Origin of the sequence: Gilliamella sp. Pra-s60, from assembly GCF_009795755.1 — a bacterium.
Classification (GTDB): Bacteria; Pseudomonadota; Gammaproteobacteria; order Enterobacterales; family Orbaceae; genus Gilliamella.
The window spans coordinates 1-14,141 of record NZ_WTFA01000025.1 but is presented as its reverse complement, the minus strand read 5'-3'; the positions used below and the strand labels follow the sequence as shown (position 1 = coordinate 14,141).

Below are 14,141 nucleotides of genomic sequence, written 5' to 3'. Positions count from 1 at the left end.
TTTTTTTAAAATTTTTGACCTTGTTCACTAACCTTATTCGCCGCCTGCTTTATGCTGACTGCGTGTCAGTGGGTGCGCATTATAGGACCTTAAAAAAATCATGCAAGCGATTATTGCAATTTTATTTCTGTTTGTGCTTTTTTTGCACATGCTGTATTGAAAATAAACTAATTCTATACAAATTTTCTTTTTTATTATTTATTATGTCATGTCTGCTTCAGTCCAACTTTTTATTTTAGGATGGATTTTTCATATGCCTTTTACTTTCGCACATCCTGCAATTGTTTTACCTTTTTATAAAAAAACTAAGTTTTTTTCCATGACAACCTTAATTATAGGTAGCATGTCCCCTGACTTTGAATATTTTCTTAGAATGAAAATAAAAAGTGATATGAGCCATACTTTACTTGGTATTTTTTATTTTGATCTGCCAATAACATTAATTGTTGCTTTTATCTTTCACTCCATTATTCGTAATGAATTAATCAAGAATTTGCCTCATTTCCTTTATAAACGATTTGCTCATTATCTAACGCTGAACTGGAAGCAATATTGCTTGCATCATTGGTTTATTGTCTTAACATCTGCACTAATAGGCATATTGTCACATATTGGTTGGGACAGTTTTACTCACTTAACTGGCTTTTTTGTAAAACACCTTCCTTTTTTACAACAACCAATTTCACTAAAAAATACAGATATTCCTATCTACCAATTACTACAACATGGAAGCACTTTGGTAGGAATGAGTTTAATATGCATCTTTATTCTTAGATTACCAATCATGATTGATAAGAAAAATACGATTAGTTTTCTATATTGGGGATTGGTGATGATGATCGTTATAAGTTGTTTTTCTCTTTTTTTCACCAAGACCATTCATACTTTTGGCCAAAATGTAGTGAACTTTATTAATGCACTATTTTTGGGATTAATATTAGCACCACCTATCATGAGAATTACACGGCGTTTATTTTAAACGCCGTATTAGGATAGTATTATTTTAGAAAGTTATGATTTTTCTTTTATTTTATTGGGTAAATCAGCCAAACTATCAATAACCCAATCAGCTTGTTCTAATGCTTCTTCTGTTATGGTATCGCCCGTTTTTACTAACACAGTTTTTTTAACGCCAGCTTTTTTACCCGACAATAAGTCAGACACTCTATCTCCAACCATATAGGAATTAGCAATATCAATTTTTAGTTCTTTAGCTGCTGTTTGAATCATACCCGGACTTGGTTTGCGGCATTCACAATTATCAATTAGCGGATCATGTGGACAATAATAGATGCCATCTAAATCAACACCACGATCTTGTAATGACCAATCCATCCATTCAGTCAATGTATGAAATTGTTCTTCAGTAAATATATTTCTGGCAATCCCCGATTGATTGGTTGTAATGACTAATAAAAAGCCCATTTTCTTGAGCTCTTGCATCGCCTCAATCACACCATCAATAAAGTGGAATTTATCAATTGTATGTACATAATTATAATCTATATTAATAGTACCATCTCGATCTAAAAAAATAGCGGGCTTCATATTTACTTTTTTTCCTTTTAACTTTAGGTATTACTCTAATTCATATAGCATATTATTGATTGACTTAGATGTCTAGACGTCTTAATATTCATCCATTCATCTTTTGTCTTTATATATTATGATAAAATTACAACATATTTCGAAAATATTTGAACATAATAAAACCCCTATTCATGCATTAAAAGACATCACTATACATGTTCCACAAGGAAAGATTTATGGTGTTATTGGTAAATCAGGGGCAGGAAAGAGCACTCTTATCCGTTGTGTTAACTTACTTGAAAAACCAACTAGTGGTAAAATATTTTTTGATAATCAAGAAATCACTCACCTATCAAACAGAAAGCTAATTGAAGTACGTCGAAAGATTAGTATGATTTTTCAACATTTTAATCTACTTTCCTCACGCACTGTTTTTGATAATATCGCTTTTCCACTAGAGCTCAATAAAACCCCTAAAGCCAAAATCAAACAAAAGGTCAACGAGCTTATTGAGCTAGTTGGATTGACTGAAAAGGCAAATGTTTACCCTGCTAATTTATCAGGTGGGCAAAAACAGCGCGTTGCGATTGCAAGAGCTTTAGCTAGTGACCCCAAAGTGCTCTTATGCGACGAAGCAACTAGCGCACTCGATCCCGAAACAACCCGTTCTATTTTGAAATTATTGAAAGATATTAATCAAAAATTAGGGCTTACTATTTTACTAATTACGCACGAAATGGACGTAGTAAAACAGATTTGCGATCAAGTCGCGGTTATCAGTAATGGCGAATTAGTGGAGCAATCATCGGTCGGCGAAATTTTTTCCCACGCTAAAACCGATATTGCAAGACAGTTTATACAATCAACTTTACACCTAAATATCCCTGACGATTATTTAGCAAGATTATCTCAAGACCCTAAAGAGGGTCTTAATCCTCTGGTTCGCTTAGAATTCACGGGCGTTTCGGTTGATTTACCTTTGTTATCACAAATTGCCAAAGAATTTAGTATCGAAAGTAACATTATTAGCGCGCAAATGGATTATGCTGGTGGTGTTAAATTTGGTTTAATGCTAGCCCAAATGGATGGTAATCCTAAAAGTATTTCGTCGGCAATCCAATTTTTGGAAAACAATAATACCAAAGTAGAGGTACTAGGTTATGTTTGATTTTATTCCCTCTTTTAAACCTTTCGAATCTTTATTTCGATACTTAGCTCAATATAATTTTTGGAGCGATTTTGTTGCATTTTGTTCATCAATTAAAGGGCTAAATGGACCGGTATTATTCAAAATAGCAGAAGCAACCGATGATACCATTTATATGATTTTTTTATCTGGTTTTTATGGAACATTAATTGGCTTACCGTTAGGTATCATGTTATATATAACTCGAAAAGGAAATATACTTGGAAATCATATAATACATAACATTCTTTCTTTTGTAATAAATGTATTCCGCTCAATTCCTTTTATTATATTAATTGTCTGGATTCAACCATTTACAATGGAAATAATGGAAATTTTAACAGGTAAAGGGACTTATCTTGGTAGGGAAGGAGCTATTGTACCACTGAGCATAGGTGTTGCCCCTTTAATTGCCAAAATGATTGAAAATGCACTACTTGATCTGCCAAAAGGATTAATTGAAGCTGCTCGCTCTATGGGCGCTACACCGTTACAAATTATCTACAAAGTTTTATTACCAGAGTCATTACCTGTAATTGTTAATAGCATGACGATCTCGTTAATAACGCTAACAGGTTATATTGCCATGGCTGGAGCCGTAGGAGCAGGAGGCCTTGGTGATCTAGCGAAACGATTCGGGTATGAAGGTCACAACTATGATATGATGAATATATTTTTAGTGATATTGGTTATTATTGTCTTTATTATTCAATTTATTGGCAATAAAATTGTTAAATACGTGTCTCATCAATAAATTTGGAGAAAATTATGTCAATCAAAAAGTTAGCACTTATCACCACATTAGTGAGTGCATTTTTTTTAACGGGTTGTGACAATAACAAACCAAAAACTCAAGTTAGCGCTCTTAAAGTTGGTGTTATTTCAGGACCAGAACAAGAAGTAGCTGAAGTTGCTAAACAACAAGCAAAAGATCTTTATAACTTAGATGTTGAACTTGTTACTTTTAGTGATTATGTTATACCTAATCAAGCATTAAATGATGGTTTAATTGATGTAAATGCTTTCCAACACAAGCCTTTTTTAGATGAACAAATCAAAGAACGCGGTTATAAATTATCTGTAGTTGGTAACTCATTTGTTTACCCTATTGCAAGTTATTCCAAAAAACTCAAACCAATTAATCAATCAGAAGAAACCGGTGAAGGCGTAAAAGTAACTTCACCGCGTGGTGAAACATTTTTTATTGCAGCCAATTCAACGATTGCCATTCCAAGTGATCCTACAAATTTAGGTCGAGCATTACTATTATTACAACACGAAGGAATGATTACGGTTGATAACGCAAAAGGTCTATTACCAACAGTTCTTGATATTACCAGCAATCCTTACAACTATAAGATTATTGAACTTGAAGCACCAATGTTGCCACGTTCACTAGATGATGCTCAAGTTGATCTAGCAATCATCAACAATGCATTTGCAGGACAAGTCAATTTAACACCAAGTAAAGATGGAATTTTTGTTGAAGACAAAGACTCGCCATATGTCAACATCATCGTTGCTCGTGAAAATAACAAAGATGATGAAAATGTCAAAAACTTTGTTAAATCTTACCAAACTGAGGCTGTAGCTGAAAAAGCAAACCAAATCTTTAATGGTGGTGCGATTCGCGGTTGGTAATAATAAGTAACAAAGATTTATTTACCTTAATATCGTCGGCTTAGGTTGACGATATTAACTTTGCTATCATATAGAAATAACAAGCTATAGAATAAATTCAAACAAATATGGATTATGACATATCAAATTAACCCCATCGGCATTATCCGCTCTCCCTATAGTGAAAAATTTGCTGTTCCAAGACAACCCAACTTAGTCAGTGCTGGGAAAGGGGAACTTCATTTGTTAGCACCTTATAACGATCCCATTAGTGTTAAAGGATTAGAACAGTTTTCTCACTTATGGTTATTATTTTTATTTCACCATATCGATCCAGAAAAATGGAGACTAACCGTTCGTCCACCGCGTTTAGGTGGTAACAAAACAATGGGCGTATTTGCTAGCCGATCACCATTTAGACCTAATCATATTGGTCTTTCAGCTGTTGAATTAAAAGATATCGTCATTGAAAACAAACAGATCATATTGAAATTAGGCAGCCTTGACTTAGTCGACGGCACACCAATTATCGATATTAAACCTTACCTACCTTATTGTGACAGCCATCCTGATGCCTTTGCAGGATATGCACAATCTATTCCCGATGAAAAATTAACCGTTGAATTTTCACAAAAAGCACAATTAATATTAGATTTACAAAAACAGAACTATCCTCAACTTACCGACCTAATTACCCAAGTGATATCTCAAGATCCAAGGCCTGCGTACAAACAAAACAATAGTTGCGAACAAACCTATGGAATCACACTGTACCATTTTAATATAAAATGGAAGATCGCCAATAATCACGCCATTATTGAACATATTTATGAGGAAGAAATAAACAGTAAATAGAGCTTTTAATTAGCACAATGAAGTGATTTATCAATATCATTTAAAAAACACACAAAACCGTTAAAAAAGCTTTGTTCATTTATTCTGATAAAGTGAAGTATAAGTTTAATTCCCTATATTTCACTTTACCACTAAAGTTATATATATAATTTTAGTGGTTTTTTAGTGAAACATTAAAGATCAATGATAATTAACCTTATGCCTATTTCTTATTTCAGCAATATCGATAGAATCAAACAAATAATGCTTTCCGCAATAATCACAATGAATATCAATATTACCGCCATCTTCTTTCAGGATTTCATCAATTTCGTTAGTGGGTAATGTCATTAAACTATCTTCACAACGCTGACGTGAACAACCACACTTAAAAGTAATATAATGTGTTTCAAAAAGGCGCACTTCTTCTTGATTATATAAACGATATAAAATCTCATCGGTAGAAAGCTGTAGTAACTCGTCACCCGTAATTGTTTCAGTTAATGCGCTTAGATGCTCAAATGATTCAGCGGTATCATCATTAGCAGGCAAAATTTGCAATAAAATCCCTGCGGCCATTGGCTTATTATTGTGAACACCAGTTTTCACAAATAAACGGGTAGGAAGCTGCTCTGATTGCATAAAATAGTTTTCGATGCAACCAATAAGCGTATCTTTTTCTAACCCAACGATACCTTGATAGCGCTCGCCATTTTTAGGTGTAATAGTAATAACAATATAGCCATTACCCACCATATCTTTGAGTGTTGCATCGTCAGCAATTTCACCATTAACTCGAGCAACGCCTCGTAGCTGTTGTTGATCATTACCGTTAACAACAGCTAACGATAACGCCCCATCACCTTGCAACTGAACCGCAATATCACCCTCAAATTTTAGTGTTGCAGTTAATAAACTGGTTACAACCAATAATTCACCAAGTAAATTTTGTACAGCAACAGGGTAAGTATGATTATCTAACACCGCTTGGTATGTTTGTTCAAGACGGGTAATTTCACCACGAATAGGATGATTATCAAATAAAAATCGATTTAAAGTATCCATATTAACTGTTGTCACCTTGTTGCCTATCATATTTAAATTTAATCAAATCACGCCGCTCCTTTTTATCTGGTCTTCTATCTGGATGAGGCATTGTCAATGCATTAAGTTTACGAGCTTGTGCTATTGCTTCACGTTTAGCAATACTATCTGAAGTTTCTTGATAAAGTTGCTGAGCTTCTGTGGCAGTTCTTCGTTGTTCGCTGATGGCTAAAATTTGAATTGTTTTTTGATCCGAACCTTGACGAAGCGTTACAGTCGCACCAACTTCAACAATTTTACTTGGTTTAGTACGTTGACCGTTATAATGCACTTTACCGCCTTCAATCATTTCTCGGGCTAATGCTCGTGACTTATAAAACCTTGCGGCCCAAAGCCATTTATCTAATCGAACAAGAACCATTACATCCTCACACACCACTTATTATCAAGCCTTTCACATTCAAAGACACATAATACCTTAAACATCTTAACCAGTTATATAAGAATGCTTTTGTAAAAATCAATGTTCATGCTTAATAATATAATTATTACCATCAGTAGAAAATACGCCTGAAAAACTAAATGGCTGTAATTTGCCTTGTAAATTAACTGAATAATTCATAGCGGCTGGAGGCTGTTTTAGTAATTTCCAGTCTTCTAACAGTGAACTGGTTACACCATAAGCATTTAATTGCAAAGATAGCGGTTCATTTTGTGATAAATCAACTTTTGTATTTGACTCGATCATCCCTCCACTCGTTAACGTACTAAACGTTAACAAAGCACGATTTTCAGCATCAAATTTTAAAACCATATCAGGATAACTAATATCAACTCGATTAAACGATCCTTTTTCAGATTTAAAAGAAGTCGATCCTGAAAAGAGGCCTAATTTGTGATCTTTCGCTAAAACGACATCCGTACCCGAAACCTGAAAGTTATATAACGTGAAAGGAAAATCGCTATATTTTCTAATTATCAAACTTTGTAAAACGGTAAGTTTATCTATCTTGATACTTTTAAAAATACTCGGTAATGCTAACAGTTCCAGCTTTTCAGGAAGCTGATAATTAATATCTGATAATGTTAATTGTTCTAAATGTAAGGAGTGATCTTTCCATCTTCCAGAAAAATTTATACTACCTTTATTCCATTTTGCTAGTACTTTTTTGATCTCCACATCTTGATCATTAGATGATAGTTGAACTAATACCGATGCAAACTTCTCATCATCCCAAACAACATGATCAGCATTAAAAACAAACGTACTTTGATCAAAATGCCATTGATCATCATAACTCAGATTAGTTGCTTCAATATTACCTTTTTCAATTAAAAAATTAGGCAACTGAATGCTACTTTCAAATATCGATAATTGCTTGATTGTCAAATTTGGCAAAATATGAAGATACCTATTCCCAAAATCCTTGTCGGTTGATTGCAAATTAATATTATGTAGTTGTAGCTGATCGATATTTAAATGTTTATCAGCAAGTATTTTTAATTTACTAACAAAAAAGCCATTATCAATATTACCACCTAAATTAGTCACTGTCGTAACACCATCACAATGGAATCCTTGAATAAGCATTGATTTAATAGGAATTTGATTGACTGATACTGCTTTCGAAGTAAAATCAAATTGATATTTATCTTCCCCTGATAACGAATCCGTTGATAACGAAAATGGTTTAACGCCACCATTTAGCTGTGTAAATGAAATTCTATCTTGCCCGCTATTAACTGAAATATTAACGGTTGAATCAACTAATTTTAGTGTATTTGTTGAAAAATCATACTGGCCAGATTGGCTATCATTGTAAGAATAATTAATTGTACCATCAATAATAGTAACATAATTAAAATGAGTTAATTGCCAAAGATAATCTTTATCAAACCCGACTAATAATTTAGGTGCACTAACAACGACTTTATTATCATCACTAATAACAACATCATCAAAAACTAATTCATAAAAATTTGCAATAGAGTGATGGACTTTGCCTACTGAGACAGTATAAGAACTTAATTTAGATAATTGCTGGCTAATAATTTTGGCACCCAAAGAGGTTTGCACAACAAAATAAGACAATAATATAAAAAACCAAACAATAGACAAAAAGATGATTATGTAAAAACGTAATCGCTGCATAAAATTATTTTAATTATTGTAATTAAATGTTAAGAATCCCATTACGATACTCCATTTTAATCAAAATAGCATCTAATTTTCAATATAAATCATTTGTGGTTAGATTAGTTTTGCAGTTAAGATATAGGCATACACAACAATACGTTAAAAAACTAACAGAACAACTTACTTTCCCTTTCCTTAAATCAGATGAATGGGGAAAGTTATTTTTTTATTTATAATAAGTAACACGGGAGATACCTCGATGAAACAAATCCCAATGACAGTAAAGGGAGCAGAACTATTACGTGCTGAACTAGAAGAGCTAAAAAATGTCAAAAGGCCACAAATCACAGCCGCCATTGCTGAAGCTAGAGCGCACGGCGATTTAAAAGAAAACGCTGAATATCACGCAGCCAGAGAGCAACAAGGTTTTTGTGAAGGTCGAATTCAAGAAATTGAAGGCAAATTATCACAAGCACAAATTATAGACATAACCAAAGTAAAAAACACTGGACGTATTATTTTTGGTGCTACGGTAACTGTCGTTAATATCGAAACTGACGAAGAAACAACCTATCGCATCGTTGGTGATGACGAAGCAGACTATAGACAAAACCTGATATCGGTCAACTCACCTATTGCTCGTGGGCTAATCGGCAAAGAAGATGGCGACACAGTACAAATCAAAACACCAGGTGGTGATGTCGAGTTTGATATTATTAAAGTTGAATATATCTAGTAAAGAACAACTTTAACAACAGATAAACCAACAGGGCAAATAGCCCTGTTATTTTTATTTAAGATTTAGGTAAAGTGATTTTTTTATCTTCACTTGGTCTAAAAATCGTGAAATTAGAACCTACCAATTGTACCGATAATGCTTTTGTTTCACGAATAATCGCATCGCAAATAAGCTTTTTAGTTTCGCGGTCTTCAGCAGAAACCTTAATTTTGATTAACTCATGAAAATTTAACGCATGATCAATTTCGGCAAGTACGCCTTCGGTAAATCCATTAGCACCAATCATCACAATAGGCTTTAAATGATGCGCTTCACTTTTTAAATACTGTTTTTGTTTATTCGATAAATTCATTAAATTTTTATCACATTAAGTTGCAATTTTGCTATTCTACCCTTATATATATTTGTAATCAATGAAGTGACCTCTTTACATTAAGGATTTATTCACTGTGAGTAACAAAAAACGCTCAGCAAGCTCGACACGTTGGCTCAATGAGCATTTTAAAGATCGCTTTGTGCAACAAGCACAAAAAAAAGGACTACGATCCAGAGCATGGTTCAAACTAGAAGAAATTCAAAAAAATGACAAATTATTCAAACCCGGAATAACCGTTGTTGATCTAGGTGCAGCACCGGGGGGATGGTCACAGTATGTTGCATCGCTGATTGGTAACAAAGGTCGTATTATTGCATGTGACTTACTGCCAATGGATCCAATTGTTGGGGTTGATTTTCTTCAAGGCGATTTTCGTGATGAAGCCGTTTTAAAGGCTTTACTTGAACGAGTGGGTGAAGAAAAAGTCCAAGTTGTTATGTCAGACATGGCACCGAACATGAGCGGACAGCCTGCTGTTGACATCCCTAGAGCCATGTATTTAGTTGAACTCGCATTAGACATGTGTCGAGACGTACTTGCTCCAAACGGCAACTTTATTGTAAAAGTGTTTCAAGGTGAAGGATTTGAAGCATACCTAAAACAGGTAAGAGACATGTTCAAAACCGTCAAAATTCGCAAGCCTGAAGCATCGCGCGCAAGGTCTCGAGAAGTTTATATTGTTGCAATGGGTATGAAGTAGCTAGTTGTACAATTTTGTAGTACCATACTTCGTTAATTTAGTCGTAACTGTTAATTTTTATGAGAGGTTTTTCTTTTGAACGACATGGTGAAGAATTTACTGATCTGGGGAATTATTGCTGTAGTATTGATTGCAGGATTTAATCAATTTAGCTCAATAGCAAACAGCAACCCTCAAGTCAATTATACCCAATTTAATTCCGATATCACGAATGGCAAACTCCAAGAAGTGCATATTAACGGACGCGAAATTGTTGCTAAAACCAAAGAAAATAATGAGTACACTACCTACATCCCTTATTATGATGAAAAACTCATGGATGATCTATTAAGCAACAAAGTACCTGTCTATGGCAGTCCTGACGAAAAACCAAGCCTAATCCTTAGCATTCTTATCTCTTGGTTTCCTATTATTTTACTTATCGGTTTTTGGCTATTTATGATGCGCCAAATGCAAGGTGGTGGTAAAGGCGGACCGATGTCAGTGGGGAAAAGCAAAGCCAAAATGTTAACCCCAGATCAAGTTAAAACTAAATTTACCGACGTAGCAGGCAGTGAAGAAGCCAAACAAGAAGTAACTGAAGTGGTCGATTTTTTACGCGACCCAGGTAAATACCAAAAACTTGGTGGACGAATTCCAAAAGGGATCCTAATGGTAGGCCCTCCGGGCACAGGTAAAACCTTGCTAGCCAAAGCCATTGCTGGCGAAGCTAATGTTCCGTTTTTCAGCATGTCAGGTTCTGACTTTGTTGAAATGTTTGTTGGTGTCGGCGCATCGCGCGTGCGTGATTTATTTGAACAAGCTCGAAAACATTCACCATGCATTATTTTTATTGACGAAATTGATGCCGTTGGTCGCAAACGTGGTGCAGGCTCAATGGGTGGGCACGACGAACGTGAACAAACATTAAACCAGATGCTGGTCGAAATGGATGGCTTTGAAACTAACAGTGGTATCATCATCATCGCAGCAACAAACCGCGTTGATATTTTAGATCCTGCATTATTACGACCAGGACGCTTTGATCGACAAGTTCAAATTGGCTTGCCTGACATGAAAGGGCGAGAACAAATTCTTGCGGTACATGCTCGCAAAGTACCACTTGGAACCGATGTTGACTTATCAGTCCTAGCACGAGGTACACCGGGCTATTCGGGTGCAGAACTAGCAAACTTAGTCAATGAAGCGGCCTTATTTGCCGCACGTCGTAATAAACGGCTTGTCACCATGGACGAATTTGAAGAAGCCAAAGATAAAATCAACATGGGCACCGAACGACGTTCGTTAAGCATGACTCAAGAACAACTTATATCAACCGCTTATCACGAAGCTGGGCACGCTATTATTGGTCACTTAATGCCAGATCATGACCCGATCCACAAAGTTACCATCATTCCACGTGGGCGCGCCCTTGGTGTGACGTTCTTTTTACCAGAAGGCGACCGTGTTAGTGAAAGTCGTGAAAAGCTCGAAGGCGACATTGCCACACTTTATGGTGGACGACTTGCTGAAGAACTTATTTATGGTGCAAACAAAATTTCAACAGGTGCATCAAATGACATTAAAGTAGCTACACAATATGCAAGAGCCATGGTTACACAGTGGGGCTTTTCGGACCGTTTAGGACCGCTGTTTTACGAAACAGACGACAACCAGTATGGACGACCAAAAGACATCTCTGACGAAACAGCTCGCATCATTGACGAAGAAGTCAAAGCCATTATTGACCGTAATTATCAACGAGCTCGTAAAATCCTAACGGAAAATATTGATGTATTACATGCAATGAAAGATGCGCTTATGAAATACGAAACCATTGATTCAAAACAAGTCGCAGACTTAATTGCTCGTCGCCCACTTACCGCACCAGATGACTGGACCGACAGCGACGAAAAGGCAGCAAAGCAGATCCCAAATGAAGGGAATGACACGCCGCCACAATCAGAAAGTTAATAAACCAAACTCAACGCGCTACGGCGCGTTTTTTATCGACAAAATACCTTATAAATAAACACAATCACATAATATAACCTGAATAAGGCTGTTAATCATGGAAATACATTTTCAAAATCAGACAATAGATCTTTCTTTTCCGCAAGTCATGGGCATTGTTAATATGACACCTGATTCGTTTTCTGATGGTGGAAATTATAACAACCTTGATGATGCCATGCGTCGTGTTGACAGCATGATTCAAGCTGGCGCAACCTTTATTGATGTAGGGGGCGAATCAACACGCCCCGGTGCAGCCGAGGTATCGATTGATGAAGAGCTAAACCGTGTTGTGCCATTAGTTGAAAAAATCGCTCGTTATTTTGATGTTTGGATTTCGGTTGACACCTCAAAGCCACAAGTGATGACTGAATCAGCTAAAGCAGGGGCACACCTAATTAACGATGTTCGAGCTTTAACAGAACCCGGTGCACTTGAAGCCGCAGCCCAAACAGGCTTACCTGTTTGCGTCATGCACATGCAAGGCGACCCACAAACCATGCAAAATGCACCACACTACGAGCAAGATATTTATCAGGAAGTTGATGACTTTTTTGCAAAACAGATCGAACGCTGCATAAACGCCGGCATTGACCGCCCAAAAATCATCCTTGACCCCGGTTTTGGATTTGGTAAAACACTAGCGCACAATTACCGACTATTAGCAACACTTGAACAATTCCACCATTTCAACTTGCCTTTATTAGTCGGCATGTCACGAAAATCCATGATAGGACAAGTGCTAAATGTCCCACCGCAAGAGCGAATGTTAGGCAGTGTCTCTTGTGCGGTGATAGCGGCAATGAAAGGGGCACAGATTATTCGTGTGCATGATGTGAAAGAAACGTTTGATGCGTTGAGGATTGTGCAGGCGACGCTTGCTGAAAGGGGATAAGGTATAGTTTTTTTAAAAAACATAAATAAAATCAATAGTTTTCCTGACTGATTTTTTAGTGGAAAATCAGGCCTTTTTTTGTTTTTGTGAATAGAATAAATTGGGTGCGGTGGTTTCGGACGTTTGAACTTTGGGGGAACAAAATGGCTACAGTGCCCACGTCCGAGTCAGGGAATTAAAGCGAATTCCCTGACAACCCACGCTTTGGCTGCAGAATGTGGCCTTCGGCACTACTCGTATCATCCTGATACTCGCCTCTGCGAGGCCACCTTCGCTGTGCTCAGGTGTTCAAATTTGTTCCAGACAAATTTGTCAAGCGCGCCACAAACTCGCCAAACGTCCTGTTTGGCGTGCTAACCTCACTCTGTTGTCGGCGCATTCTGACGCCGGAATAAGGCAGATAGCATAGCCGATTGTTTTTTAATTATGTGATTAATTTTATTTTTTATTACCGCCTATACGGCGTTAAGGCGTTTTGCCCTCATCATCTGAGTAGACTGTAGTTTCTAAACCGCCTATACGGCGTTAAGGCAAGTTCCGCGCTAACTTCTATTGCGTCATCATTTCTAAACCGCCTATACGGCGTTAAGGGAAGCGTTGATAATATTGTATTAGCCTTAGACTTTCTAAACCGCCTATACGGCGTTAAGGGTTTTAATTTTGGTCTCAACATAAATGATGCGTTTCTAAACCGCCTATACGGCGTTAAGGAAATAGACCGCCTCAAGCATCCAGTTCGAACATTTCTAAACCGCCTATACGGCGTTAAGGACGATTATTCGGTATTTGCACTTTGGGGGCAGTTTCTAAACCGCCTATACGGCGTTAAGGTAGAACTCAAGATTTGATAAACCTTGTTATATAAAGATAAACAACAATTTTGGCTTTGAAAACCCTTTTTTTAAGCTGTTTTCTAATGCATTGATTTTATTTAATTTTAAATTATCGTAAAAAAAAGGGTTTGTAGAGGTTTATATTCAAAAAAACGGATAGAAAAAACTTCAATAAAATCAATACCTTTCCTGACCACTTTTTTGGGATTTTTGCATTGCTTTTTAATACAAAAACAACTCACAAAAAAGACCTAA

The 14,141-nt window shown here is 36.2% G+C and carries 14 protein-coding genes and 1 CRISPR repeat array; of the genes, 9 read left to right on the top strand and 5 right to left on the bottom strand.

Annotated elements, in window-relative coordinates:
- Positions 1–253 precede the first annotated feature (253 nt).
- Entirely contained in the window at positions 254–979 is a 726-nt protein-coding gene (locus GQ596_RS10645; RefSeq protein ID WP_160401706.1) for a DUF4184 family protein, read from the top strand.
- 32 nt (positions 980–1,011) lie between these two features.
- On the opposite strand, the gene gmhB is transcribed toward GQ596_RS10645, so the two are convergent.
- Entirely contained in the window at positions 1,012–1,548 is a 537-nt protein-coding gene (gene gmhB, locus GQ596_RS10640; protein ID WP_160401705.1) for a D-glycero-beta-D-manno-heptose 1,7-bisphosphate 7-phosphatase, read from the bottom strand.
- 118 nt (positions 1,549–1,666) lie between these two features.
- Between gmhB and metN the strand changes: the two genes are divergently transcribed.
- From metN to tsaA, 4 genes are all read left to right on the top strand, one after another.
- Complete coding sequence (gene metN, locus GQ596_RS10635; protein WP_160401704.1) at positions 1,667–2,698, top strand: methionine ABC transporter ATP-binding protein MetN; 1,032 nt, start codon at positions 1,667–1,669, stop codon at positions 2,696–2,698.
- A 91-nt stretch (positions 2,699–2,789) separates the two neighbouring features.
- Positions 2,790–3,470, top strand: a complete 681-nt coding sequence (locus tag GQ596_RS10630; protein ID WP_370516499.1) for a methionine ABC transporter permease — start codon at positions 2,790–2,792, stop codon at positions 3,468–3,470.
- A gap of 14 nt (positions 3,471–3,484) precedes the next feature.
- Positions 3,485–4,357 (top strand): methionine ABC transporter substrate-binding lipoprotein MetQ, encoded by an 873-nt coding sequence (gene metQ, locus GQ596_RS10625; RefSeq protein WP_160401702.1) that lies wholly within the window; start codon positions 3,485–3,487, stop codon positions 4,355–4,357.
- A gap of 111 nt (positions 4,358–4,468) precedes the next feature.
- Positions 4,469–5,191 carry a tRNA (N6-threonylcarbamoyladenosine(37)-N6)-methyltransferase TrmO gene (gene tsaA, locus GQ596_RS10620; protein ID WP_160401707.1) on the top strand — a complete coding sequence of 241 codons (723 nt, stop codon included), beginning with the start codon at positions 4,469–4,471 and terminating at the stop codon, positions 5,189–5,191.
- 180 nt (positions 5,192–5,371) lie between these two features.
- Here tsaA and hslO read toward each other — a convergent pair whose 3' ends face one another.
- The 3 genes from hslO to GQ596_RS10605 all read right to left on the bottom strand — a co-directional run bounded on the left by hslO (position 5,372) and on the right by GQ596_RS10605 (position 8,306).
- Positions 5,372–6,235 (bottom strand): Hsp33 family molecular chaperone HslO, encoded by an 864-nt coding sequence (gene hslO / locus GQ596_RS10615; RefSeq protein ID WP_202112551.1) that lies wholly within the window; start codon positions 6,233–6,235, stop codon positions 5,372–5,374.
- A gap of 1 nt (position 6,236) precedes the next feature.
- The gene (hslR, locus tag GQ596_RS10610) at positions 6,237–6,635 is read right to left on the bottom strand and encodes a ribosome-associated heat shock protein Hsp15 (RefSeq protein ID WP_160401700.1); all 399 of its coding nucleotides are present in this window, start codon (positions 6,633–6,635) and stop codon (positions 6,237–6,239) included.
- 99 nt (positions 6,636–6,734) lie between these two features.
- Positions 6,735–8,306, bottom strand: a complete 1,572-nt coding sequence (locus tag GQ596_RS10605; protein WP_160401699.1) for a hypothetical protein — start codon at positions 8,304–8,306, stop codon at positions 6,735–6,737.
- Between the two features lie 304 nt (positions 8,307–8,610).
- On the opposite strand from GQ596_RS10605, the gene greA reads away from it, so the two are divergent.
- On the top strand, positions 8,611–9,087 hold the full coding sequence (gene greA, locus GQ596_RS10600; protein ID WP_160401698.1) for a transcription elongation factor GreA: 477 nt from the start codon (positions 8,611–8,613) through the stop codon (positions 9,085–9,087).
- A 58-nt stretch (positions 9,088–9,145) separates the two neighbouring features.
- Here greA and yhbY read toward each other — a convergent pair whose 3' ends face one another.
- Entirely contained in the window at positions 9,146–9,442 is a 297-nt protein-coding gene (yhbY, locus tag GQ596_RS10595) for a ribosome assembly RNA-binding protein YhbY (RefSeq protein WP_160401697.1), read from the bottom strand.
- A gap of 97 nt (positions 9,443–9,539) precedes the next feature.
- Here yhbY and rlmE point away from each other — a divergent pair, with 97 nt between their 5' ends.
- From rlmE to folP, 3 genes are all read left to right on the top strand, one after another.
- Positions 9,540–10,166 (top strand): 23S rRNA (uridine(2552)-2'-O)-methyltransferase RlmE, encoded by a 627-nt coding sequence (gene rlmE, locus GQ596_RS10590; protein WP_160401696.1) that lies wholly within the window; start codon positions 9,540–9,542, stop codon positions 10,164–10,166.
- 84 nt (positions 10,167–10,250) lie between these two features.
- Entirely contained in the window at positions 10,251–12,119 is a 1,869-nt protein-coding gene (gene ftsH / locus GQ596_RS10585) for an ATP-dependent zinc metalloprotease FtsH (protein WP_202113800.1), read from the top strand.
- A gap of 97 nt (positions 12,120–12,216) precedes the next feature.
- The gene (folP, locus tag GQ596_RS10580) at positions 12,217–13,053 is read left to right on the top strand and encodes a dihydropteroate synthase (RefSeq protein WP_160401694.1); all 837 of its coding nucleotides are present in this window, start codon (positions 12,217–12,219) and stop codon (positions 13,051–13,053) included.
- Positions 13,054–13,496: 443 nt separating this feature from the next.
- Positions 13,497–13,884: a CRISPR direct-repeat array (repeat unit 28 nt; unit sequence TTTCTAAACCGCCTATACGGCGTTAAGG).
- Positions 13,885–14,141: the final 257 nt, after the last annotated feature.

What these genes read in the sequence shown, in the direction of transcription:
- metN (WP_160401704.1), top strand. Translation starts at nt 1,667, where the DNA reads ATGATAAAATTACAACATATTTCGAAAATATTTGAACATAATAAAACC.
- ftsH (WP_202113800.1), top strand. Translation starts at nt 10,251, where the DNA reads ATGGTGAAGAATTTACTGATCTGGGGAATTATTGCTGTAGTATTGATT.
- yhbY (WP_160401697.1), bottom strand. Translation starts at nt 9,442, where the DNA reads ATGAATTTATCGAATAAACAAAAACAGTATTTAAAAAGTGAAGCGCAT.
- folP (WP_160401694.1), top strand. Translation starts at nt 12,217, where the DNA reads ATGGAAATACATTTTCAAAATCAGACAATAGATCTTTCTTTTCCGCAA.
- gmhB (WP_160401705.1), bottom strand. Translation starts at nt 1,548, where the DNA reads ATGAAGCCCGCTATTTTTTTAGATCGAGATGGTACTATTAATATAGAT.
- hslO (WP_202112551.1), bottom strand. Translation starts at nt 6,235, where the DNA reads ATGGATACTTTAAATCGATTTTTATTTGATAATCATCCTATTCGTGGT.
- metQ (WP_160401702.1), top strand. Translation starts at nt 3,485, where the DNA reads ATGTCAATCAAAAAGTTAGCACTTATCACCACATTAGTGAGTGCATTT.
- hslR (WP_160401700.1), bottom strand. Translation starts at nt 6,635, where the DNA reads ATGGTTCTTGTTCGATTAGATAAATGGCTTTGGGCCGCAAGGTTTTAT.
- GQ596_RS10645 (WP_160401706.1), top strand. Translation starts at nt 254, where the DNA reads ATGCCTTTTACTTTCGCACATCCTGCAATTGTTTTACCTTTTTATAAA.
- greA (WP_160401698.1), top strand. Translation starts at nt 8,611, where the DNA reads ATGAAACAAATCCCAATGACAGTAAAGGGAGCAGAACTATTACGTGCT.